This is a genomic window from Sphaerisporangium sp. NPDC004334, assembly GCF_053602655.1.
The window spans coordinates 39,253-61,722 of the sequence record NZ_JBSGDZ010000019.1 but is presented as its reverse complement, the minus strand read 5'-3'; the positions used below and the strand labels follow the sequence as shown (position 1 = coordinate 61,722).

Annotated in this window: 17 protein-coding genes and 2 pseudogenes; 7 read left to right on the top strand and 12 right to left on the bottom strand. The window is 71.7% G+C overall.

The window, feature by feature from the left end; genetic code table 11:
* Positions 1–112 precede the first annotated feature (112 nt).
* Positions 113–937: a hypothetical protein gene (locus ACWEN6_RS24855; protein WP_452573203.1), complete on the top strand. Its 825-nt coding sequence runs from the start codon at positions 113–115 to the stop codon at positions 935–937.
* Positions 934–1,311, top strand: coding sequence for a GntR family transcriptional regulator (locus tag ACWEN6_RS24850; protein WP_452573201.1), 378 nt, complete (start codon positions 934–936; stop codon positions 1,309–1,311). Before ACWEN6_RS24855 ends, ACWEN6_RS24850 begins: the two co-directional genes overlap by 4 nt.
* Positions 1,312–1,329: 18 nt before the next feature.
* Here ACWEN6_RS24850 and ACWEN6_RS24845 read toward each other — a convergent pair whose 3' ends face one another.
* The 3 genes and pseudogenes from ACWEN6_RS24845 to ACWEN6_RS24835 all read right to left on the bottom strand — a co-directional run.
* Positions 1,330–2,820, bottom strand: coding sequence for a hypothetical protein (locus ACWEN6_RS24845; RefSeq protein ID WP_452573199.1), 1,491 nt, complete (start codon positions 2,818–2,820; stop codon positions 1,330–1,332).
* A 354-nt stretch (positions 2,821–3,174) separates the two neighbouring features.
* Positions 3,175–4,143: a glycoside hydrolase family 2 TIM barrel-domain containing protein gene (locus ACWEN6_RS24840; protein WP_452573197.1), complete on the bottom strand. Its 969-nt coding sequence runs from the start codon at positions 4,141–4,143 to the stop codon at positions 3,175–3,177.
* 232 nt (positions 4,144–4,375) lie between these two features.
* Positions 4,376–5,845 (bottom strand): annotated as a pseudogene (locus tag ACWEN6_RS24835) (ricin-type beta-trefoil lectin domain protein); the annotation flags it as partial.
* A 578-nt stretch (positions 5,846–6,423) separates the two neighbouring features.
* Here ACWEN6_RS24835 and ACWEN6_RS24830 point away from each other — a divergent pair.
* Both ACWEN6_RS24830 and ACWEN6_RS24825 read left to right on the top strand, forming a co-directional pair.
* Entirely contained in the window at positions 6,424–7,269 is an 846-nt protein-coding gene (locus tag ACWEN6_RS24830; protein WP_452573195.1) for a peptidoglycan-binding domain-containing protein, read from the top strand.
* Positions 7,270–7,405: 136 nt separating this feature from the next.
* Positions 7,406–8,302 (top strand): peptidase inhibitor family I36 protein, encoded by an 897-nt coding sequence (locus ACWEN6_RS24825; protein ID WP_452573193.1) that lies wholly within the window; start codon positions 7,406–7,408, stop codon positions 8,300–8,302.
* An 85-nt stretch (positions 8,303–8,387) separates the two neighbouring features.
* Here ACWEN6_RS24825 and ACWEN6_RS24820 read toward each other — a convergent pair whose 3' ends face one another.
* Positions 8,388–8,888 (bottom strand): NBR1-Ig-like domain-containing protein, encoded by a 501-nt coding sequence (locus ACWEN6_RS24820; protein ID WP_452573191.1) that lies wholly within the window; start codon positions 8,886–8,888, stop codon positions 8,388–8,390.
* 815 nt (positions 8,889–9,703) lie between these two features.
* Here ACWEN6_RS24820 and ACWEN6_RS24815 point away from each other — a divergent pair.
* Complete coding sequence (locus tag ACWEN6_RS24815; RefSeq protein ID WP_354844195.1) at positions 9,704–10,615, top strand: LysR family transcriptional regulator; 912 nt, start codon at positions 9,704–9,706, stop codon at positions 10,613–10,615.
* Between the two features lie 137 nt (positions 10,616–10,752).
* On the opposite strand, the gene ACWEN6_RS24810 is transcribed toward ACWEN6_RS24815, so the two are convergent.
* The 6 genes from ACWEN6_RS24810 to ACWEN6_RS24785 form a co-directional block, all read right to left on the bottom strand.
* On the bottom strand, positions 10,753–11,535 hold the full coding sequence (locus ACWEN6_RS24810) for a serine hydrolase (protein WP_452573189.1): 783 nt from the start codon (positions 11,533–11,535) through the stop codon (positions 10,753–10,755).
* The gene (locus ACWEN6_RS24805) at positions 11,532–13,121 is read right to left on the bottom strand and encodes an N-acyl-D-amino-acid deacylase family protein (protein ID WP_452573187.1); all 1,590 of its coding nucleotides are present in this window, start codon (positions 13,119–13,121) and stop codon (positions 11,532–11,534) included. Before ACWEN6_RS24805 ends, ACWEN6_RS24810 begins: the two co-directional genes overlap by 4 nt.
* On the bottom strand, positions 13,118–13,870 hold the full coding sequence (locus ACWEN6_RS24800; protein ID WP_452573490.1) for an amino acid ABC transporter ATP-binding protein: 753 nt from the start codon (positions 13,868–13,870) through the stop codon (positions 13,118–13,120). Before ACWEN6_RS24800 ends, ACWEN6_RS24805 begins: the two co-directional genes overlap by 4 nt.
* A gap of 11 nt (positions 13,871–13,881) precedes the next feature.
* Positions 13,882–14,775, bottom strand: a complete 894-nt coding sequence (locus ACWEN6_RS24795; RefSeq protein WP_354844204.1) for an amino acid ABC transporter permease — start codon at positions 14,773–14,775, stop codon at positions 13,882–13,884.
* Entirely contained in the window at positions 14,766–15,650 is an 885-nt protein-coding gene (locus ACWEN6_RS24790; protein WP_452573185.1) for an ABC transporter substrate-binding protein, read from the bottom strand. The genes ACWEN6_RS24795 and ACWEN6_RS24790 overlap by 10 nt, the downstream gene beginning before the upstream one ends.
* A 197-nt stretch (positions 15,651–15,847) precedes the next feature.
* Complete coding sequence (locus ACWEN6_RS24785; RefSeq protein ID WP_452573183.1) at positions 15,848–16,210, bottom strand: nuclear transport factor 2 family protein; 363 nt, start codon at positions 16,208–16,210, stop codon at positions 15,848–15,850.
* 200 nt (positions 16,211–16,410) lie between these two features.
* Here ACWEN6_RS24785 and ACWEN6_RS24780 point away from each other — a divergent pair, with 200 nt between their 5' ends.
* On the top strand, positions 16,411–16,770 hold the full coding sequence (locus ACWEN6_RS24780; protein WP_452573181.1) for a hypothetical protein: 360 nt from the start codon (positions 16,411–16,413) through the stop codon (positions 16,768–16,770).
* Between the two features lie 407 nt (positions 16,771–17,177).
* Positions 17,178–18,731: pseudogene (locus ACWEN6_RS24775) on the top strand (AfsR/SARP family transcriptional regulator); the annotation flags it as partial.
* Positions 18,732–20,420: 1,689 nt separating this feature from the next.
* Here the strand turns inward: ACWEN6_RS24775 and ACWEN6_RS24770 are convergent.
* Both ACWEN6_RS24770 and ACWEN6_RS24765 read right to left on the bottom strand, forming a co-directional pair.
* Entirely contained in the window at positions 20,421–21,257 is an 837-nt protein-coding gene (locus ACWEN6_RS24770) for an ABC transporter permease (RefSeq protein ID WP_354924748.1), read from the bottom strand.
* On the bottom strand, positions 21,254–22,279 hold the full coding sequence (locus tag ACWEN6_RS24765) for an ATP-binding cassette domain-containing protein (protein ID WP_452573179.1): 1,026 nt from the start codon (positions 22,277–22,279) through the stop codon (positions 21,254–21,256). The genes ACWEN6_RS24770 and ACWEN6_RS24765 overlap by 4 nt, the downstream gene beginning before the upstream one ends.
* Positions 22,280–22,470: the final 191 nt, after the last annotated feature.

Below are 22,470 nucleotides of genomic sequence, written 5' to 3'. Positions count from 1 at the left end.
ACCCGGGGCGGGCCTTCTGCTCTGTCCGGACGGTGCCCGAGCAGGGGACGTTGACTTTGTCGCAAGGTATGACGCATCATCTTGATACAAAGGTTGCGACAAAGGAGGCGCTGTGACTCGTGAACCGTTATCCGACGCCGGCCCATCGGCGCGTGAGGCCGATCTGCGACTGGCGGGCGAGTGGCTGGCCCGGCACGACCTGACCGGTGCCCGTCCGACCCCGCTGCTCGCCAGCCGCCTGGCGGCACGGCGGCGCGCCCGTATCGCCGGTAGCGTCATGCTGGCCGTGCTGATCTTGGGCAGCGCGCTCGCCGCGACCTATGGTGGGTTCACCGGTGGCGGCTTCCCATCGCGTGGCCCGCTGCCGCTGGTGGCCCTGTCCACGCTGGTGGCCGGGTTGCTGGTGGCACAGTCGCTGCTCGACTGGTGGGTGCGGCGCGTCGACCAGCGGGCGGGCGCGACGCTGTCGCGCAGGGCCGCCCATCTGATCCAGCCCGGCTGGCGGGCCGTGCTCGGCCGGCCGCACGCCGTCTTCGTGGTCGCCACGTTCGCCGGTGCGATGGTGCTGACCGGGAGCGCCCTGGCCGTTCCCGACCCCGCGGTGCGGCGACTGGCCGTCGTCCTGCTGATCGGCATGCTCGGCGTGACGGCCATCCTCGCCGTGCAGCTGCACCACCTGCTGCGGCGCCCGGTCGTGGCGGAGGACGAGGAGTCGCTGACCGCCGACGTCATCATGCGTGTCGAGGACGCCCGCGAGCTCTCCACGCCGAGCACGCAGTGGGCGCTGCCCGTGGTGCTGCTGTTCGGCACCGCGCCCGGCTGGTGGAGCGCCGCCGCGGTGGCCTACCTGCTCCTGGGCGTGGCCACGTGCGTCGCCCTGCACGCCAGGACGCCGTCGAGCGCGACGGTGGCCCGGCGGGCCATGAGCGTCCGATGATCGTCATCGACGCGGCCTCGCCGGTGCCGCCGTTCGAACAACTGCGGGCGCAGCTCGCCCGGCAGATCCAGGAACGCACGCTGGCCGTGGGCGCCCGGCTGCCGACCATCCGTCACCTCGCGGCCGACCTCGGCCTGGCCGTCAACACGGTCGGCCGGGCCTACCGTGAGCTGGAGGAGGCCGGGCTGATCGAGACGCGCGGGCGGGCGGGCTCGTTCGTGTCGGCCGCCGGCGAGGAGGGCCGCGAGCGGGCCCGCCGGGCCGCAGCCGACTACGCGGCCGTGATCGCCAGCGTCGGCCTCGACACGAGCGAAGCGATCCGCATCGTCCAGGCGGCCTTGACGTCCGGCGCGGCGGCGCCGGCCTCGTCATGACCGTTCTTCACGCCGCGGTCAACCCGTGAGGGTCTTGCCGACGAGGGCGCGCAGGCGGCGGGCCTGTTCTGAGTCGCCGACCGTGTCGAGCTTGAGTTGTGCGGCGAAGGGCTTGAAGGACCAGGAGGGAAGGATCAGCGCCGCGTGGTACAGCGCCGTGAGGATCTTGAGGTCCGCCGGGATGGGGTCCTTCTGCACCCAGGGGAACAGCTCCCGGGCGAGGTAGCGCTGGGTCTCGATCGTGACGCCGCCCGTCGACTCGGCGAAGAAGTCGATGAGGAGAGGCACCATGTGCGGCTTGGGCCGCACGTTCTGGATCCCGAACGCGCAGTACGAGGCGACGATGTTGTTCCGGTACCGCTTGATCCCGGAATCGTCGGTGTCTGTGATGAGAAACAGGGCGGCGAGGTGCTCCTTCACCGAGTCGAGCTTCAGCGGGTCGAGGCCGACCGGCGTCGTGCTCGGCACCTTCGCGCCTGGGAGCGTGCTGGTCGCCAGGTGGCCGAACGCGTAGAAGTACTCGACCATCGACTCCCTGGACTCGTGGCCGGTGTTGATGCGCGCGTACGGTCCCGGGATGCCGCCGACGTAGGACGTCCGCAGGAACGAGAAGCTGTCGCGCCGGTCGATCATGGCAAGGGTCTCGAACAGCTTGTCGACTCTGCCGGTGGGCGCTCCGCGCAGGAGCAGGGGGATGCCTTCCACGTACGAGGACCCGAGCTTGCGGTCCTTCGGGTCGATCGGCCAGCAGAACTCGTCCACGAACTCGGCGTTGCCGGCGGCGTGGCGTACCAGCGCCAGCTCGTCGCGATGACCGTGCCTGAGCATGTGGATCACGAGCTGCGCCTCGTCGTTCCCGGTGAGGTCGAGGACGAGATCCTGCAGCAGCGCCTCGGCCCGGGCGAACTCCCTCACCGTCGAGGCGAGCTCGGTGCGGCGCTCCTCCGAGTAGGTCACCGGCTTGCCGCCGATGGTGGTGACCAGCTCCAGCGCCTTGCGCAGGTGGCCCATCGTCGAGGCGTCGGACTCGTCGGCGATGCGCTCCTCCAGCGCGATCAGGTCGACGGTGACCTTGCCCGCCGCGGCGAGGTCGAGCCCTTCCAGCACCAGCCGGTCACGCCCTCCCGGGGTCTTCTCGGGTAGCGCGTTGACCTTCTTCGGCAGCTGGAGGTCGAGGTAGTGCAGCACGTCCTTGTCCTGTGGCACCTCCTCCTTGGGCGTCTCCACCGTCGAGTAGGCCAGACGGGTGGCGGCGGCCGCCTTGACGAAGCCGCGCGCGATGTCGCCGCGCAGCTGGGAGGCGATGAGCCGGGACAGCTTGCTGCGCTCGCGCGCCGAACGCTCGGCCAGCGTCTTGGCGATGAGCTTCATGGAGGCGTCCGCTTGGGAGGGGTTCATCTCCTCCTGCAGCACCTTGGCGACGGCCTTGGCCGTGGTCTCGTCGGGCTTGGCGGCGAAGGCCTGCCAGCCCTTGGGTAACGCCGCACCAGCCGATGACTCGCTGGACATGACGGACATGTTTGCTCCCCCCGTCCCATGCGCTGGGACGAACCGATGATGGTGACGGCACCCCCCCGGATGCTCGACCCCTGATGCTCGACGCCGGGTCGGCCGGAGTCAATGCGCTCATCGGAACTTTTGGAACGGGACAATGGCCGTCGAGCAGGGCGAGGTTCCTACCTGCGAGAGAGGGTCGCGTCCATCCGCAGCACAGCGGAACCGCCCTCGATCCCGGCGCGATTCCCCCTATCGTGCTGGTCACAGGAGCCGAGAAGGAGCAGGCCGTATATGTTCGGCCGGTCTGGCCGGTCCGGGCCGTTTCCCGGCGGCTTTTCCGCGGGAAACGGCCCGGTGCGGGGTGGGTCAGCCCCAGAGGGATGCGTTGCCGAAGTTGGCGGGTTCGGTCTCGCCCGCGGCTCCGACGGTGTCGGTGGTCGTGATGGTGATGGTGGCGTCGGGCAGGCCGGACGACTTCGCCGTGATGGTCGTGGTGCCGGCGTAGAAGGAGCGGAACTCGATCGCCATCTTGCCGTTGAAGGCCGAGACGCCCGGGGTGAAGGTGTAGGACTTGCCGCCGGGCAGGATTCCCGGGCCGCTGGTGACGGTCAGCGTGACGTTGCGGGTGTCGTTGACCCAGGCGCCCGACGAATTCCGCATCGTCACCACGAGCTGGGTGTCGGTGGTGCCGTCATCGGTGATGGTGGTGGACGAGTTCCTGCCGGCCTCCAGGGTCATCCGGGTCGCCGTTCCGCTGGTGGACTGTTCGCGGGCGACCTGCGTGGGGTCGGCGATATTGGTGCTGCCCGACCACCTCGACTTGTTGGCCCGGTACCAGTACCACTGGTCCTTGGGCAGCCGGTAGTAGTCGATCATGCCCATTCGGGCGTAGGCGGCGCTCATGATCGTGCCGTGGTCGAAGCCCGCCCAGATCGCCAGTCCGGCGCTGCCGGTCGTGAGCTTGAACCTGGTGCCGTCGGAGGGGTCCTTGACGTCGCCGTACGTCGGATCGTACGTGCCGGGCCGGTCGGAGGTGTAGGAGCCGTACTCCGAGACGACGTTCGGCATCCAGGTGTTGGTGATCTTCCCGCCGTCGCCGTTGTACCCGGCGACGTCACTGACCGAGAGCTGGTCGAGCGAGTTGCGTTGCACGCCGCCCATCCCCGCCTTGCGCGTCGGGTCGAGCTGGTGGGAGTAGTCGCGCATCTTGCTCACCAGCGCCTTGGCGTTGCCCAGGGTGGATGAGGAGGTGAAGAACACCTCGTTGCCCATGGACCAATTGATGATCGAGGGGTGGTTGCGGTTGACGCGGATCATGTCGCGGAGACCGTCCATGGCGCTCTGCTCGAAGGCCGCCTGGTCGGCCGTCTTCTGCGGATAGCCGTCCGCCTGGTAGTCGTTGACGGTGCCGGTCGGCGTGGGCTCCTTGCCGGCGGTGGCGGTCGCCCAGAAGGTGGCCTCCGACCAGAACATGACGCCGAGCCTGTCGGTGGCGTCCGGTGGTGTCGTAGGCGTCGACCACGGTGCCGTCATTGACCACGCCGTCCGGGGTGCGGTCGACCACCAGTGAGGTGGTCACGGTGTAGAGCGCGGGGTTGTTCGGCGCCCAGAGATCGAGACCCTGCAGCATGGCGGAGGTGTTGGAGAGGGATCCGCTCAGCGCGTCGAGCGTCGTCGTGGCCGCGGCGCCGAGCGTCCTGGCCGGGGAGTCGAAGCTCGCCAGCACGGTGCTCGATCCCTGCTTGCGCACTTCCTGGCGGGCGTAGACGTCGACCGCGGCGGAGCCGTCGTTGCGGACCTCGGTCTGCGCCCTCACGTTGGAACGGCGGGCGGCGAGGTTCGCGCGCAGGTCGGTGTCGCTCGGGTACTGCGACAGGTCGATGTTCCTGTAGTACGCGGCGTTGCCGGTGTCCCAGGCCGGATTGGTGAGCGCCGGGGTGGTGACGAAGGCGCCGTACCAGGTGACGTGGACGTTGTCGGTGACGTTCAGGGAGACGTCGCGGTAGAGGCCGCCGCTGAACTGGTGGTCGCCCGTCCGGGGGGCGAGGTCGGCCTGCCAGCGGTTGTCCACGCGGATCGATATCTCGTTGTCACCGGTACGGAGAGAGGCGGTGATGTCGAAGGCGAACCCCGTGTAGCCGCCCCGATGCGTGCCTATCTTGGTGCCGTTGACCCACACATCGGTGACCGAGAACGCGCCTTCGGACTGCAGTTCGACGCGCTTCCCGCTCCAGGACGAGGGAACGGTGAAGTGCTTGCGGTACCAGCCCGCGCCCGTATAGAAGCTCGCCCCGCCGGCGGAGCCGCCCACGTTGTAGGGGGCGACGAAGTCGTGCGGCAACGCCACGGGGACCCATCGGGAGTCGTCGAAGTCCGGGTTCTGGGCGCCGGTCACGTCCGAACGGATGAACTTCCACCCCCGGTTGAAGTTGACCTTCTGCCGTGAACTCGTGCCGGGCGGCGGGCTGGTCGACGGCGACGGCGACGGCGACGGCGAGGGTGACGGCGACGGCGACGGCGACGGCGACGGCGAGGGTGACGGGGTCGGGGTCGGGGTGGGGGTGGGCGTCGGGCTGGGGCCGCCTCCGGCGGTGCTCCACTTCTGGTTGGCCTGGCCACCGCAGGTCCACAGGATGACCGCGGTCCCGTTGGCCGTGCCATTGCCGTTCACGTCCAGGCACAGACCCGACTGCACGCCGGTGACCGACCCGTCGGCGTTCTGCCGCCACTTCTGGTTGTTCTGCCCGTTGCAGGTCCAGATGACGACCTTCGTGCCCGGCGAGGTTCCTCCGGCGCTGGCGTCCACGCACCGCGTGCCATTGTAGGTCCGCAGCTCACCGGCCGAGGTGAACTCGAACGCCTGGTTGGCCTGCCCGTTGCAGTCCCAGATCTGCAGGGCGGTACCCGCCGCGTCGGTGTTTCCCGCGACGTCGAGACACCGGCCCGAGGAGGCGCTGACCAACGGCGACGCCGCCGCCGACGCCGGCGCCGCCCATGCCAGTGCCGCCACCGGCACCGTCACCAGCGCGGCCGCCATCACGGCGAGCAGTGCCTTCCTGCGGGAGTGAGGGGGGGAATGCAACGATCCTCCTGGGGGTGGGAGCTTGACCGCGGCGGCCAAGCGGCGGCGTGCCTGCGAAGTCTGTGCGCGTTAGCATCCAGAAGTCCGGGGGTCGCCCCCGGCCCCGAGTGGCCGTGTCCGGCTACCGAAACTTTCGATGTCGAGGTAGTTAGCTTTCCTGGCCGGGAAGCTATGTGGCGTGGCCATCTCCGTCAATACATCCGATCGATGTACCTCTGGGGTCCTGTCATCGCTGCGGCAGAGATACCGAGATCGCCGGATCGATTAGCAGGTGGCGGGCGGTTCGATCGTGCTATCGGCATCGCCGGGACGATGAAGACCTCCGACGTACAACGAGAAAGTTTCAGCCGCCGGAGCGGCCGGAGGGCCGCAGAAGGCGTGCCCTCGGATCACCTGTCAGGCGGCGCGTACGCCTGTACGGAGCCTGTCCGGACAGGCTGACAACACGATTCCCTCGCGGACGGCGTGAGTGATCCACGACGGTGGACTCCTCCGCAGGAACCACCCCCTCGCCGTCCGAACCAGGAGAATCGATGAAGCTGCCTTCGTACGCCGCCGCGCTCGTGGCGCCCTCCCTGATCGCCTGCCTGACCGCGGCGTCCGGGATGCCGGCGGCGCAGGCGGCCGACGCCAGGGCCCTTCCGAGCGTGGACATGGAAGCCACGGTCAAGGCGGCTCAGATCGACCCTCGGCGATCCGACGACGCGCTGACCCCGGGTGCCAAGGCGAGCGTGCTGCTCGTCGAGCGGGCGCTGCGCGACCGGCACCTGCTCGACGCGAAGTGGGTGGACGGGTACTTCGGCAGCACGACGGTCGCCGCCTTCGCGAAGTACCAGAAGTCGCTCGGCTTCACCGGCTTGGCGGCCAACGGCCTGCCGGGCAAGGCGTCGCTCACCAGGCTCGGAGCCGGTCGATTCACGCTCACCCACACCATCGGCCCGGGGGCCCGGGTGTCCGTCGGCGGCGGCGTCATCGACACGCGCACGCGGAGCATGCTGGCCGAGGCGAAGCGGCTGCTGGGCCGCGACCTCGTGCTGCTGCAGGGCTCGTACAACCGTGGCGGCGACCCCACCTCCGCGGGCACCCATGACGGCGGCGGCGTCGTGGACATCTCGGTCAAGGGGATGACTCCCGCCACGCGCACCGCGGTCGTCCGCGCGTTGCGGGGTGTCGGCTTCGCGGCATGGGTGCGCAGCCCCGATCAGGCCGACTGGCCATGGCACATCCACGCCGCCGCCATCAACGACACCGACCTCTCCAGCCAGGCCCAGCACCAGATCGGTGACTACTACCTCGGGCTGAACGGGCTCGCCGGCCGCGGCCCGGACGACGGTCCGAGGGTCACCATCCGCACCTGGGAGGAGTACCGGCGCCGTTGACCGTCCGAAACCAGGTCGCACCGACATGACCAGGTCGCGACGGGCACCGCGGACACCGCCCCCACCCCAGGACCACCACGACACCGGACACCACGGACATCACAACACCGGACACCACGGACATAAGGAGAACGCCATGGGAACGCTCAACAAGATCCTCGCCGCTGCGGCCGCCGTGACGGCGCTCGGCGGGACGGCGCTCGCCACCGCCTCGCCCGCTTCGGCGGCGACCCGCAACGGCGTGTGCGAGAGCGGCGAGTTCTGCTACTACTTCAACAGCGGCAACCAGGGGTCGGTCTCCGACTTCGCCGGATCGGTCGGCGACTACGGCACCAAGCAGCCCTCCTGCTTCGATTTCAAGGGGCCCGGCGCCGGCAAGGGCAAGTGCGTCAAGAACGCGGCCGCCTCGGTCTGGAACCGCAGCGCCAAGACCGTCCGGGTCTACTTCAACAGCAACTACGGCGGCAGCGTCTACCAGGACTTCGCGCCCGGCGCCAAGGGCAACCTCAAGGCCGGCCTGAAGAACCAGAACGCCTCCCACCAGTTCGGCCCGTCGTCGTCGGCGCGCGTCAACATGTCGTACGCGCTGTACAAGACCGGCGGCGGCGGCATCAGCTGCGGCTTCGACGGGTACGTGCACACCTCGGGCCGGCATGAGGGCATCGACATCCGCCGCAGCGTGGGCTCCGACGTCCACGCCCTGGTCGCCGGTCAGCTCATCTACCTGGCGCGCGGGCGCAACGGCGGCTCGGGGCTGTCCACGATCGCCGTCTACAACGCCTCGCTGAACAAGACGATCATCTACCTGCACTCCGCTCCGCTGTCCTCCCTGCGCGTGGGGCAGCAGATCGCGCGCGGCCAGGTCATCGCGGACGAGGCGTGGCACGGTGTGTCGTCCAGCGGGGCCGCGCACACCCACGTCGAGATGCGCCCCGGACGGCAGAAGCTCGCCGCCAAGAGCGTCGGCGACCCGACCCTGAGCAACCCGAACCCGAACTCGTTCTGGGTCTCCCAGGGCTACAACGTCCGCTAACGCACGGCGGCCTGTGGCGAACCGCCACTCCATCGGACGCCGGAACCGGGTTCCCCGCCGTGTGACGCACGGCGGGGAACGGGCGTCAGCCCACGATGACCTGGAAGTTGAGCGGCCGGCCTCCGGGGAAGGCGACCCGTCCCGCACCGTCCATCATCTTGAACCGCACATAACACAAGCCGGGGTTCCTCGGCGTGGTGACGTCGGTCGGGATGTCGACGGTCTCTCCGGGCGGCGTGTCCCTGATCGGGACGTCGGAGATGGTCTGGCATTGGTCGGGTCGCTGCGGGAGATCGAGGCGATGGAGCGAATATCCCTTCCATGGCACGGCGCCGGCGTTCTTGAGCCGCCACACCTTGGTCAGGGTGCGGCCGGGGCGGACGCGCGTGCAGTCGGGAAGCGTGATGTCCCCGAGGAACGCCGCCGAGTCACCCTTGTTCGCCGGCGGGGCCCACGGCGGGTTGGTCGGGCGCACCGGGCAGTCTGCCGCCGACAGCGCGGCCCTCGACGGGCCACCGGACGGGGTCAGGCCGTGCCCGTCGGCCCCGGGACCGCGATCGACGACGGCCATGATGAGAACCGCCATTCCCGCACCGGCGGCCACGGTCGCGAGCACGGCCGCGACCGGGCGGCTCGGCCGGAATCGCCCTCGGCCCCCAGGTGCGGGGAGGACGGGCCGCGCGTCGCCCGCGGTCGGGGGGCCGGGCACAGGCGCCGAGGTCTCACCGGCCGACCGTTGCGCTTGTGATCCGGTGATGACGGCCACGACGCGGCCTTCTGCGGCGCCCGCGGTGGAGGCCCCGAGCTCACCGGACGGACGAGCCGCCGAAGACGGACCGGCCGCCGAAGACGGAACAGCCGCCAAAGAGGGATCAGCCGCCGAAGAGGAACCGGCCGCCAGGGCGTCCGGGTGGACCGAAGGGCCTGCGGCCCCGGCGGATCTGACCGCCAGGTTCGCCCTCTCCCAGCGTTCGCGGTACGCGGCCGGGTCGGCGTCGCAGGCCTTGACGAACTCGACGGTGGTCTCCCAGCTGGGGAGCCGGTTGGCCTTCGTGGCTTCGTGCAATGTCGTGTGCGAGATCGCCCTCGACCGGCCGGACATCTCCCGGAAAGGTGGGTTGCCGACGGATTTGCGAAGTTCTCGCAGTGCCGCCGCGAACTCCTCGATCGCCTCCGCTCGTGCACGCATGTCGTCCACCGGGGCAAGCTAACACAGCGCCCCCGGTGTTCACTGGCGCTCTGACCCACAAAGGCGGGCGAAGTAAGGCGAGCGCGGATGCCGGCCTGAGCGGGATGGCTCCCGGCCCGGCCGGGTGTGCGCCCGAGACCGACGCGGCGAGTCGCCGGACATTCGGCCATGCCCGGAAGGGGTGCTCCGGCGATCGGGCGGATACTGGTGGCGTGTTGAGCAGTCACCGCCTGCGGGTTCTCAGGGAGGTCTTCAGGACGGGGAGCATCGCGGGAGCCGCGCGGACGTTGCGGCTCTCGCCGTCCGCCGTCTCGCACCAGCTGTCCCGGCTGGAGGAGGAGGCCGGGGTGGGGCTGGTCGAGCGGGGGGCGCAGAGCCTGCGGCTCACCGCGGCCGGGCGGCGGCTGGCCACCAGGGCGCAGGAGGTGCTCGACCTCATCGAGGCCGCGGAGAAGGACCTGCTGGCCCAGGCCAGGGCCGACGCCGGTCAGCTCCGCATCGGCTTCTTCGCCTCGTCGGGCTACCGGCTGCTACCGCTGGCGCTGTCGGCGTTCGTGGCCCGCCACCCCGCCGTCGACCTCGACCTGGTGGAGGGACAGCCGCACGAATTGATGCCCGACCTGGAACGCGGCGCCCTCGACGTCCTGGTGGTGTTCGAGCACGCCCTGGATCCGTGGCCGCCTCCCGAGGGCGTGGAGATCGCCCCGCTGCTGGAGGAGCCGCAGTTCCTGGTGCTGCCCCTCGGGCATCCCGCGGGCCGGGCCGCCAGAGTACGGCTCGCGGACCTCGCCGACGAGCCGTGGATCACCACCTACGGCACCGACGCGCCCATCTCGGTGCTGGAACGGGCCGGTGCGCTGGAGGGGTTCAGCCCGCGGATCCGCTGCCGCAGCGACCACTACGAGGTGACCCTCGGCCTCGTCAGGGCCGGGCTCGGCGTCGCCCTGGTGCCGAGCCTCGGCGCTCACGGGGCCGCCGGCGTGCAGGTGTGCCAGGTGGAGGGGCTCCGGCTGCACCGGAAGATCGGCGCCGCCGTACGGCCGACCAACCCGAACCCGGCCCTGCGGTCGTTCCTCGACTACCTGCGCGACGCCGCCGGCCGCCTGCGCAGCACCACGGCCTGAGGCCCTCCGTACCGCTGCGGCCGTGCCTGCTGCCTCCCTGCCCGCTGGCGCCGTGCCCGCTGCCGCCGTGTCCGCTGCCGCCGTGTCCGCTGCTGCCGTGTCCGCTTCCGCCGTTCGCGGCGCCGCCGGGGAGTCCGCTACCCGCCGGGAACAGGCCCGGGCGTTGCGGCCGGGGCGGCTCCGACGAGGCGGCCGATGCCGATGCCGGCCGCGCGGACGCGGGTGACCAGCTCGTGGTCGCTTCCCGGCGGCCCGGACGCGAGGACGGCGTAGCCGATGCGCCGGTCGCCGACCATCACGCCGACGTCGGCGCGCACGCCGTCGTCGGTGCCGGTCTTGTTGGCCACCCACACGGTGCCGGGCGGCGCCGTCGTCGCCGGCCGGCGGTCCTCGGAATCGTGCGGCAGGAGGGCGGGCACCAGGGAGCGGTCGGTGTTGTGCGCCAGCCAGCCGAGCATCAGCCGGGTCCACTCCTCCCGCCCGTCGAGCGAGGCGGCGAACCGGGCCAGTTCACCGGCCGTGCCGACGGCGAAGGCGGGCGGGTCCGTGGGCAGGCGCGGCTCGCGGATGCGGTCCAGGACGCGGGTACGCCGCAGGCCCAGCGCCCGCGACTCCTCGGCGACCCGGTCGAGGCCGACGCGGCGCAGCAGCGCGTTGGTGGCGATGTTGTCGCTCACCGCGGCGGTCAGCAGGGCCAGGTCGGCGACCGGCCACCGGCGTCCCGACAGGGCTCGCAGCAGTCCCGACCCGCCCACGCGGTCCTCCTCGCGCAGCTCGACCGGCTCGGCGGGGTCCAGCGTGCCCGCGCAGATGGCTCGTGCCACCGTCGCCAGCAGGGGCAGCTTGCCGACGCTGGCGAGCGGCAGTTCGGCGTCCTCGCCGACCGCGATCTCACCGGGCACCGCGATCGCGATCATCATGGCGTCAGCACCGCTCCCGGCCGCGCGGCCGTCTCCTCGCCCTCGCGCACGACGATGTGCCCCGCCACCACCACGGTGTGCACGCCCTCCGGCGGCAGCAGCGGCTCGGCGAAGGTCGCGCCGTCGCCCACCGTGGCCGGGTCGAACACCACCAGATCGGCGTGCGCCCCGTCCGCGATCACCCCGCGTCCGGCCAGCCCGAACCGCTTCGCCGCCATGCCCGTCATCTTCCGCACCGCCGTCGCCAGGTCGAGCAGCCCGAGCTCCCTGGTGTAACGGCCGAGGACGCGGGGGAAGGTGCCCGCCCAGCGGGGATGGGGGCGCCCGCCCGGCTTCGGCACGCCGTCCGAGCCGATCATCGCGTACGGCGCGGCCAGTACCCGGCGCACGTCGTCCTCCACCATCGAGTGACTGATGATCATGACCTCGCCTCGCTCGGCCAGCAGCAGGTCGGCGGCCACGTCGAAGGGGTCGCGGCCGTGCGCGGCGGCCAGCTCGGCGACCGTGCGGCCCTCGGTGTGCGGATGCCGGGGGGCGCGGGCGATGGCGACGCGGTCCCAGCCGCCGTTGCCCACGGTGTTCTCCCAGCCCGGCACGCCCTCGGCGATCGCGGCCCGCATCCGGTCGCGCTGCCCGGGGGCGGCCAGCCGCGCGGTCAGCGCGGTGGTGCCGCCGTCGGACGCCCAGGGCGGCAGCATCGCCGACAGATGGGTGCTGGCCGCCGTGTAGGGGTAGACGTCGCACGTCACGTCGAGGCCCTCGGCGCGCAAGCCGGCCAGCCTGGGCAGGGTTCGCTCGGTGCGGCCCCAGGCGTACTTGCCGGCGGTCTTGTGGTGCGAGACGTGCAGCGCCGCGCCGCTCCGGCAGGCGATCTCCACGGCCTCCTCCAGGGCCTCCTCCACCCGCGACATCTCGTCGCGCAGGTGGGTGACGTACGGCTTGCCGTGCCGGGCCGCGACGGCGGCCAGCGCGACCACCTCGCCGGTGTCGGCGTAGGTGCCGGGCGTGTAGATCAGCCCGGTGGACAGGCCCGCGGCCCCCTGAGCGAGCGACCGGTCGAGCAGCGAGCACATCGCCGCCAGCTCGCCCGGGGTCGCGGGACGGTCCACGGGCCCCAGCACCCCGGCGCGCAGAGTGCCGTGGCCCACCAGGGAGGCGATGTGGTTGGCGCGCGGCACGGCGGCGTGCGCCGCGGCGAACCCGGCGAAGTCCTCCCAGAAGCCGACGTCGCCGCCGAACCCGACGGACGCCTCGGCCCGCAGCTCCGGCAGCCGTCCGGGCAGCGCCGGGAACAGCCCGGAGCCGCAGTTGCCGCAGATCTCGGCCGTCACCCCGGCCAGCACCGGGGCCCGGACCAGCTCCCGGTCGCCGCCGAGCAGCGCGATGCCGTCGGAGTGGGTGTGCACGTCGATGAACCCGGGGGCGACGGCCAGCCCGGCCGCGTCCAGGGTCTGGCCGGCGTCCACGCCCGACCCGGCGGGCAGCACCGCCAGCCGCCCCCCGGCCACGCCCACGTCGGCGGGCCGCGGCGGGGCGCCGGTGCCGTCGACCAGCAACCCGCCGCGGACCAGCAGGTCGAGCTTCACAGCACCCGTCCGAGGAACGCGCGGAAGCGCTCGTTGCGGGGCTGCGCGAGCACCTCACGCGGGTCGCCCCGCTCGACGATCACGCCGTCGTCCATGAAGACCAGGTGGTCGCCCACCTCGCGGGCGAAGCCCATCTCGTGCGTCACCACCATCATGGTCATCCCGCTGGCCGCCAGATCGCGCATCACCGCCAGCACCTCCTGCACCAGCTCGGGGTCGAGCGCGCTGGTCGGCTCGTCGAACAGCATCACCTTGGGGTGCATGGCCAGGCTGCGGGCGATCGCCACCCGCTGCTGCTGGCCGCCGGAGAGCTGCGCCGGGTAGTGGCCGGCCCGATCGGTCATGCCCACCCGGTCGAGGAGCTCCTCGGCCTGCCGCCGGGCTTCCCGCCGGGGGACCCGGCCGACGACCAGCGGCCCCTCCATGACGTTCTCCAGCGCCGTGCGGTGCGGGAAGAGGTGGAAGCGCTGGAAGACCATGCCGATGTCCTGGCGCTGCCGGTTCAGCCGCGCCGGGGGAAGGTGGCGCAGCCTGTCGTCGCGCTCCTCGAACCCGATCAGTTCGCCGTCCACGCGGATCCGGCCGGCGTCGATCGTCTCCAGCCGGTTGACACAGCGCAGCAGGGTGGACTTGCCCGACCCCGACGGCCCGACCACGCAGACCACGCCGCCCTCGGGCACGTCGAGGCTCACGCCCCTCAGCACCTCCAGCGCGCCGAAGCGCTTGCGCACCGAGCGGATCTCCACCATGGGACGGCCCACTAGACCCCACCTCCGGCGAACGGCCGCAGGTTGCGGCGCATCCTGGCGGGCAGCGTGTCGTGGCCGCGCTCGAACCGCCGCTCGATGAAGTGCTGCCCGACGCTGGCGATCGTGGTGAGCACCACGTACCAGATGGACGCGACCACCAGCAGCGCGATGACCTCGAAGTTGCCCAGGTAGATCCGCTGCGCGACGGTCAGCAGTTCGGCTCCCGCGATGACCGACACCATCGACGTCGTCTTCAACATGGAGATGAACTGGTTGCCGGTCGGTGGCACGATCACCCGCATCGCCTGGGGCAGCACCACCCTGCGCAGTACCTGGCCGTGCGACATGCCGAGAGCCTCGGCCGCTTCCCGCTGGCCCGCGTCGACCGAGCGGATGCCCGCCCTGACGATCTCCGCCATGTAGGCGCCCTCGTTGATCGCGAGCCCGAGCAGCGCCGCGGTGAACGGCGTGACCAGCTCGTTCGCCTGCCACTCGACCAGTTTCGGGCCGCCGAACGGCACTCCGATCGCGATGGTGGGGAAGACCAGGCCGATGTTGAACCAGAAGATCAGCTGGACCAGCAGCGGCGTGCCGCGGAAGAACCACGTGTACAGCGCGGCGGACCCGCGCAGCACCGGGTTGCCCGACTGCTGCGTCACCGCCGTGAGCACGCCGAGGGCCAGTCCGATCACCATCGACAGCACGGTGAGCTGGATGGTGACCCACAGCCCGCCGAGGATCCTGCCGTCGCCGAGGAAGGCGACGATCACGTCCCAGTGCAGGTTCGGGTTGACGATGATCGTGTAGGCGAGCCAGACCAGGAACAGCCCGGCCGCCGCCGCGGCCAGCCAGCGTCCCGGGCGCGGTGGCCGTACCGCGTCCACGGGCAGCTCGGTCACTTCCACGGCTTGGTGTTCACCATCGCCTCGGGCACGGCGTTGGCGGCCACGCCGTAGGTGTCCAAAACCTTCTTGTAGCCGCCGTCGGCGATCAGCTCCCGCATGGCCCCGGCCACCGCGTCACGCAGGCCGGTGTCGCGCCGGTCGACGGCGATGCCCCAGGGCCCGGCGTCGTACTGGCCGGGCAGCACCTCGTACTTGCCGGTCTCGCCGGCGTACATGGCGGCCACCGGGGAGTCGACGATGGTGGCGACCGCGCGGCCGGAGTCGATGCTGAGCAGGCCGGTGGGGGCGTCCTCGCTCTGCATGATCGTCATCTTCTTGCCGCACTTCTCGTTCTGCTTCTCGCCGATGGCCAGGTTGGAGCTGCCCTTGGCGAGCACGACGGTACGGCCGCACAGGTCGGCGAGGTCCTTGACGCCCTCCGGGTTGCCCTTCTTCACCATGACGGCCCCGCCCGCGTTGAAGTAGTCGACGAAGTCGACGGCGGCCCGGCGTTCCTCGGTGTCGCTCATCGAGGAGAGCACGAGGTCCCACCGGTCGCTCTGGAGACCGGGGATGAGCCCGTCGAAGGCCGCGTTGGTGATGGTCCACTTCAGCCCGAGCTTCTCGGCGATGGCCGCGCCGAGGTCGGGATCCACGCCGGTGAGCTGCTGGGTGCCCTTCTTGTACATCTCCATCGGCGGGTAGCCCTCGGCGGTCGCCAGCCGGAGCACGCCCCGCTCGCGCAGGTCGGCCGGCACGAGGTCCTTGGCGGTCGTGCCCTTGGCCGTCGCGGCGCCCTGGGCCGTGCTCGTCCCCGAAGAGGAGCGGCCGCACCCGCCCGCGAGCGCCGTGACGACGAGCACGGCTGCGGCGACCCCGTAAAGGCGCTTTGTCATGCAAACTCCCAGTTCGCGCAGTGGTTGTGCATATGGTGGCGACGGGAGGGGAGAATCCCAAGACTCGTGAATGCTTGTGACCCTCAGCGTCGAAATCTTCGATGCTGAGGTCGGCCACGCTCACGAGACGTGGGGTGACGTGCGCTCCGCGGGGGCTCGCGTGGGGCTCGCGGGGGCAAGGTGGACCGGTTCGGTCCCTAGGCCGCGTACACGGGGGCGAGGTCGACGAATATGCGGTAGTCCGAGATCAGGCCATCGTCGCCGGTGCGCCAGATCGACACGGCCACGACGCTGACGTCCTTGCCGTCGAGCCGGCGGTAGGTCACCTCGGTCTCGGCGATGATGTCGGCGCTCACCTGCCAGTTCCTGACGATCCGGTGCCGCAGGCCGTCGATCGTGGAGAAGAAGGCCCGCAGCCCGGCGAGGATGGCCTCGCGTCCCGCCAGCGGCTCGGCGTTGCCGAACACCAGCGTGGCATCCTCGGCCAGGAGTTGGGTGAACCTCTCAGGGTCGAATGAATCGACCCGCTCGAACACGTGTCGCACCACTTCCTCCGTCATGCCCGTCCTTTCGCGCGCCCGGGGTCACTGAGGGGGACGATACGGAGTGGACATCGGCGGGCAACTATCGCGAGGGTGGGGATCCCGTGGCCGTGAGGATTTCGGACGGCGCGGAAGGTGAAGCGGGCGGGGGCCGCTGGTGTGCCGGTTCTGCGATCGACCGGTGTGCCGGTGTGCCGGTTCTGCGATGAGGAGGACGCGTGGCGGACGCGCGAGTGCTGGTGATCGGTCTGGACCCCGCGAAGCTCCAGGGCTGGGACCCCGAGCCCATCCAGACGGGGATCGCACGCGGCCGGGCCCGCTTCGTCGATCACGGCATCGAGGCCGACTGGTGCCTGGTGGCACCCGACGAGAACCCCGAAGGAGCGATCGAGGAGGCGCTGATCCGTGGAGCCTACGCCTGCGTGGTGATCGGGGGTGGCATCCGCAAGGACGAGTCGATGCTCGGCCTCTTCGAGAAGGTGGTGAACCTGGTCCGGCGGCACGCGCCCGACGCGGCCATCGCCTTCAACAGCACTCCCGAGGACTGCCTGGAGGCGGCCCTGCGGTGGCTGGAGTAGTTCGGTAGGGCGGATTCTGTGAAGGGCCCCGCCCGGATCAGCCCGCCTGCCGTTCGGACCGCGCGTCGATCCATCGCGTTCCGGCGGGTGGGTCCCGATCCCCTCGCAGGGGTATGCGCGGGCACGCTTCCGCGGTGAGACTCGTCCGGATCCGCTCGCGGGGGTGCGCGCGGACACGCTCCGGGGGTGGGACTCGTCCGGATCCGCTCGCAGGGGTACGCGCGGGCACGTTCCGGGTGGGACTCGTCCGGATCCGCTCGCGGGGGTGCGCGCGGACACGCCCCCGGGGTGGGACTCGTCCGTAAGCTGGGGGTGTGTCCCCCGTACTGGTCCTGCTCGACGGCGTCCGCTGGCAGGGTGCCCGCGTGGTCGGCGATCGCGCGCGGACCCTGCTGGCCGTGCTCGCCATGCACGGGCGTGCGGGGGTCGCCGACGAGCGCCTGGTCGAGGAGCTGTGGCCCGACGAGGCCCCGGCCAACCCCACCAAGGCGCTTCAGGTGGTCGTCTCGCGCACCAGGGCGGCGACCCGCGCCGACGTCGTGGTGCGGATGCCGCGTGGTTACCGGCTCGGGCTGCCCGCCGATCAGGTGGACGCGCTGCTGCTCGGCGCGCTGGTGGAGCAGGCACGGGCCGCGCTGGGCGAAGACGACGTGGCGCTCGCGCGGCGCCGCGCCGAAGAGGCCATGGACCTGGTGACCGGCGGGGACCTGGTGACCGGCGGCGCGGCGCGCGGATCGGACGGCGGCCCGGCCCGCGGCCCGGTCCCCGAATCGGCCGGCGGGCCGGCCGGTGTCTCAGGCGGCGGCTTGGGCGGCGGCCTGACCGGCGGCTTGGGCGGTGGCTTGACCGGTGTCTTGGGCGGCGGATCGACCGGTGCCGTGGGCGGCCCCGACGGCGGTACGGGTGCGCTCGACGAGCTGAGGGGCATGGCCGCGGGGTGGGTGGCCGAGGCGCGACGGGTCGCGGCGATCGCCTGGGGCCGCGGCGGCGCCCACGAGACCGCGCTGCCGCTGCTGGAGGAGGCCGCGGCCGAACGGCCGCACGATGAGCAGGTGCTCGCCTGCCTGCTGCGCAGCGAGGCCGCCGTCCGAGGGGTCGCCGCCGCCTTGGAGCGTTATGAGCGCTATCGAGCGGGTCTGGCCGCGCGGCTCGGCACCGAACCAGGGCCCGAGCTCGCCCGCGTGTACGCCGGACTCCTCCTCGCCGATCGGCCGGTGCGCGAGGGCATCCTGTTCGACGGTTCCTCACTGCTCGGCCGCGAGGCCGACATCCGCGCGCTGCACGCCCTGCTGGCCTCCACTCGGGTGGTCTCCATCGTCGGTCCCGGCGGGCTGGGGAAGACGCGGCTGGCCCATGTCGTCGGCAGGAACGCCGCCCAGCCCGTCGCCCACTTCGTCGAGCTGGTCGGCGTCTCCTCGCCGGAGGGCGTGGTGGGCGAGGTGGGGTCGGCGCTCGGGGTCCGCGACTCGGTCAGCGGGCGCCATGCCCTGACCGCCAGGCAGCGCTCCGATGTCCGCGCCCGGATCGCCCAGCACCTCGACCAGGCTCCGGCGCTGCTCATCCTGGACAACTGCGAGCACGTGATCGAGGCCGTCGCCGACCTGGTGGCGTTCCTGACCGTGACGACCCGCGACCTGCGGGTGCTGGTCACCTCCCGCGCCCCCCTGTCGATCCCGGCCGAACGCGTCTACCTGCTCGGCGAGCTGCCCACGGGTGACGCGGTGGAGCTGTTCCGCCAGCGCGCCACGGCCGCCCGCCCCGGGGTGCGGATCGACGAGGGAATGGTCGAGCAGGTCGTCGCCCGCCTCGACGGCCTGCCGCTCGCCATCGAGCTGGCCGCGGCCAAGGTGCGGGTGATGTCGGTGGAGGAGATCGCCCGGCGCCTGGCGGACCGGTTCGCCCTGCTGCGCGGCGGCAACCGTACGGCCCCCGACCGGCACCAGACGCTGCTGGCCGTCATCGACTGGTCGTGGAACCTGCTGGAGGAGCCCGAACGGCGGGCGTTGCGGTGGCTGTCGCTGTTCGGCGACGGTTTCACGCTCTCCGCGGCCGAGCACATCCTCGGCCCGGACGCCCTGCGCGCCGTGGACGCGCTGACCGAACAGTCGATGCTGAGCGTCCGCGAGACGGCGTACGGCCTGCGCTACCGGATGCTGGAGACCGTCAGGGAGTTCGGGCGGTTGCGGCTGGGGGAGGCCGGCGAGGAGGCGTCCGCCCGGGCGGCACAGCGGGCCTGGGCGACGGCGTACGCCCTCGACCACGCCTTCGAGCTGTTCGGCCCGGCGCAGTTCGCGGCGGTCGACGCGTTGCGCGCCGAAGAGACCAACCTCGCCGACACGCTCCGGCAGGCTCTCGGCGAGTGCGATCCGGTCACGACGGTCCAGTTGCTGGCCAGTGTCGGCGCGCTCTGGTCGATCCGTGGCGAACACTTTCGGCTGCTCGTCCATTGGGGAGCGATCACCGAGGTGGTCGACGGCTGGGCGGTGCCGCCGCATCTCACCGAGGTGACCAGGGCCGCCATGCTGGTCACGCTCATGAACGTCGTCATCATGGGCGACCGCCGGGGCGATCCGTTGCGCGCTCTGCTGCGCAGGCTGCCCACCAGTGACGTGAGCGATCGCCGGGTGGCGGCGATGGCCACGGTGCTGCTCGCGTGCGACGCGGCCGACGGTGCCGAGGTGCGCCGCCGGCTGGCGGAGCTGTGCCGGAGCACCGACCCCGACCTCGTCCTGGCGGCGACGCACATGAGCGTCCACGTGCTGGAGAACGCGGGAGAGGTGACCGGGGCGATCGAGGCCGCGGAGCGGACCCTGGCGATGCTCTCCGAGAGGGACGGGCCGTGGTTCAGCGCGATCATGCACGGCGAGCTGGCCCATCTGGTCATGCAGCGCGGCGACCGCCGGCGCGCGGTCGCCCACGCGCGCACCGCCATCCCGGTGCTGAGCCGGCTCGGCGCCACCGACGACGAGATACAGCTACGCGCCGTGTTGCTGGTCTCCGCGCTCGCCGACGGCGACCTCGGCGCCGCGCAGGCCGAGCTCGCCGAGATCGTCGGGATCAACGACGGCGAGGCGGTGCTCGGCGGGAAGGCCATCGTCTCGCTGTACGCGGCCGAGCTCGCCCTCGCCCGTGGCGAGACGGCCGCCGCGCTCGCGGAGTACCGCCTGGCCGTCCGGCGGGCACGCGACATGCGGCTGCCCGGGTTGCCGCCCGCGGAGTTGACGCCGTGGACGACCGTCGCGGTGGCGGTCGCCCTGACGGCGTACGCCTACCACGCCCCGCCGGAGGAGGCCGGGTACGGCGAGGAGTTGTTCTCCGCCCTCCGGGATCACGACGTGCTGGCCGAGCAGAGCCCCGTCCTTGACTATCCGATGTGCGGCCTGATGCTGTTCGCGCTCGGCACCTGGGGGGTGCTGCGGAACGCCCTGGCCCCCGACGACGCGATCAGGCTCCTGGTGCTGGCCGAGCGGTTCGCGTACATCAGCAGCATGCCCAGCCTGACCTACGAGCGCATCGAGCCGCACGCCGAGCGGGCCGCGCCGGGGATGATCGCCGCCGTACGGGCCGAGTACGGCGATCGGCGCGGCTCCGACCTGCTCGACGAGGCGCGGCGCCTCCTCGATCGGGTCTCCGGCCGGGACCGGCGAGGGTCACATGTGCCGTTTGTAGCTGCGCACCGACAGCGGCGCGAAGATCGCGATGACGATCACGCACGCCAGGAGCGTCCAGGCCACCTCTCCGCTGACCAGGGCGTCGTTGGCGAGGTCGCGGGCGGCCGTGACCAGGTGTGAGACCGGGTTGATCCGGACGAACGCGGCCAGCCAGCCGGGCAGGGTCTCGACGGGGACGAACGCGTTCGACAGGAACGTCAGCGGGAACAGGATCATCATGGAGATGCCCTGCACGGCCTGGGCGCTGCGGGCGATCGTGCCGACGAAGGTGAAGACCCACGCCAGCGACCAGCCCGTGAAGATCGCCAGCAGGATCGCGGCGAGCAGGCCGCCCGCGCCGCCGCCCGGACGGTAGCCCATCACCAGGCCCATGCCGAAGGTCAGGGTGGCCGCGATCGTGTAGCGCAGCAGGTCGGCCACCATCGGGCCGGCCAGCGGCGCGATGCGGGCGATCGGCAACGACTTGAACCGGTCGAAGACGCCCTTCTCCATGTCCTCGCGGAGCTGCGTCCCGGTGGCCATGCACGTCGTCAGCACCGTCTGGGCGAGGATGCCGGGGATCATCAGGGGGAGGTAGCTCTGCACGTCGCCGGCGATGGCGCCGCCGAAGATGAAGGCGAACATCGCGGTGAACAAGATGGGCTGCAGCGCCACGTCGAAGAACTGCTCCGGGTTGCGGCGCATCTTCTTCAGCGCCCGCCACGCCATCATCATGGTCTGGCCGAGCGTCTCCCGCATGGAGACGCGCCGCCGGGCGGCCGCCACGCGGTCGGCGGCCCTGACCGCCTCGGGGGCGGGTGCGGTCATGGTGCTCATCGGTCCTCCTGCGTGCCGGTCCCGCGGTCGGCGTCGGTCTCGTGGCCGGTGAGGGCGAGGAACACCTCGTCAAGGCTGGGCTTGGCCACGCTCACCGAGGAGATCGACACTCCGGCGGTGCGCAGCGCGATCAGTACGTCCGCGGCCAGGTCGGCCTGGTCGAGGGCGACGTTGAGGCGGCCCTGCTCCGGGCTGGTGATCGGGTCGGTGCCGAGGACGCGCCGCACGACCTCCACGGCGGCGGGCACCTCGCCCGGCTCGGCGAGCACCAGCTGGAGGGCGGAGTTGCCGACCGCGGTCTTCAGCTCGTCGGGAGTTCCCTCGGCGACCTTGCGGCCGTGGTCGATGACGGCGACGCGATCGGCGAGCTGGTCGGCCTCGTCCAGATACTGGGTGGTCAGCAGCACCGTGCAGCCGCCGGCGACCAGACCGCGGATGGTGTCCCACATCTGGCCCCGCGTGCGCGGGTCGAGACCGGTGGTCGGCTCGTCCAGGAAGATCAGCGGTGGCCTGGTGATCAGGCTGGCCGCCAGGTCGAGCCGCCGGCGCATGCCGCCGGAGAACTGGGAGATCGGTCTGCCGGCGGCGTCCTCCAGGCCGAACTGGGCCAGGAGCTCGGCGGCGATGCGCCGGGCGCGCGGCGCGCCGATGCCCTGCAGGCGGCTGAAGAGGTAGAGGTTCTCGCGGGCGGTCAGGTTCTCGTCGACCGACGCGTACTGTCCGGTGACGCCGACCAGTTGGCGGATCACGTGCGGGTTGCCGGCCACGTCGACCCCGAAGATCTCGGCGCGGCCCGCGTCGATCTTCAACAGGGTGGCCAGCATCCGTAGCGTGGTGGTCTTGCCGGCGCCGTTCGGGCCGAGGACGCCGAAGATCTCACCGGGGCGGACCTCCAGGTCGATCCCGTCGACGGCGCGATGCCCGCCGAAGGTCTTCACCAGCCCCGCCGCGCGAACGGCCGGTTCGCCGCCCCCGCCGGGGGCCGGGCCGCTCCGCGTGGGTCCGAGTTCTGTGATGCTCATGGCCCCACTCTCGGCGGCGACGGTTTCACGGCGCCCTCGGCCGGGTTTCACCGGTTGCCGGAGCGGCGCCCGCGCTGCGGGGGTCGGCCGCTCCTCGAGTGCGGGCCCGAGATGGCCGCACCGCGAAGGCGGAGGCAGGCGCGGACGTCCCTCCTCAGCGGAAAATTCGTATTGCCGCAGGTCGGAGTGGA

Bases quoted from the DNA above. Each gene is read 5' to 3' on its own strand.
- ACWEN6_RS24810 (WP_452573189.1), bottom strand. From the start codon at position 11,535: ATGATGATCGCGATCGCGGTGCCCGGTGAGATCGCGGTCGGCGAGGAC.
- ACWEN6_RS24845 (WP_452573199.1), bottom strand. From the start codon at position 2,820: ATGTCCAGCGAGTCATCGGCTGGTGCGGCGTTACCCAAGGGCTGGCAG.
- ACWEN6_RS24825 (WP_452573193.1), top strand. From the start codon at position 7,406: ATGGGAACGCTCAACAAGATCCTCGCCGCTGCGGCCGCCGTGACGGCG.
- ACWEN6_RS24765 (WP_452573179.1), bottom strand. From the start codon at position 22,279: ATGAGCATCACAGAACTCGGACCCACGCGGAGCGGCCCGGCCCCCGGC.
- ACWEN6_RS24850 (WP_452573201.1), top strand. From the start codon at position 934: ATGATCGTCATCGACGCGGCCTCGCCGGTGCCGCCGTTCGAACAACTG.
- ACWEN6_RS24840 (WP_452573197.1), bottom strand. From the start codon at position 4,143: ATGGACGGTCTCCGCGACATGATCCGCGTCAACCGCAACCACCCCTCG.
- ACWEN6_RS24785 (WP_452573183.1), bottom strand. From the start codon at position 16,210: ATGACGGAGGAAGTGGTGCGACACGTGTTCGAGCGGGTCGATTCATTC.
- ACWEN6_RS24770 (WP_354924748.1), bottom strand. From the start codon at position 21,257: ATGAGCACCATGACCGCACCCGCCCCCGAGGCGGTCAGGGCCGCCGAC.
- ACWEN6_RS24820 (WP_452573191.1), bottom strand. From the start codon at position 8,888: ATGGCGGTTCTCATCATGGCCGTCGTCGATCGCGGTCCCGGGGCCGAC.
- ACWEN6_RS24800 (WP_452573490.1), bottom strand. From the start codon at position 13,870: ATGGTGGAGATCCGCTCGGTGCGCAAGCGCTTCGGCGCGCTGGAGGTG.
- ACWEN6_RS24830 (WP_452573195.1), top strand. From the start codon at position 6,424: ATGAAGCTGCCTTCGTACGCCGCCGCGCTCGTGGCGCCCTCCCTGATC.
- ACWEN6_RS24790 (WP_452573185.1), bottom strand. From the start codon at position 15,650: ATGACAAAGCGCCTTTACGGGGTCGCCGCAGCCGTGCTCGTCGTCACG.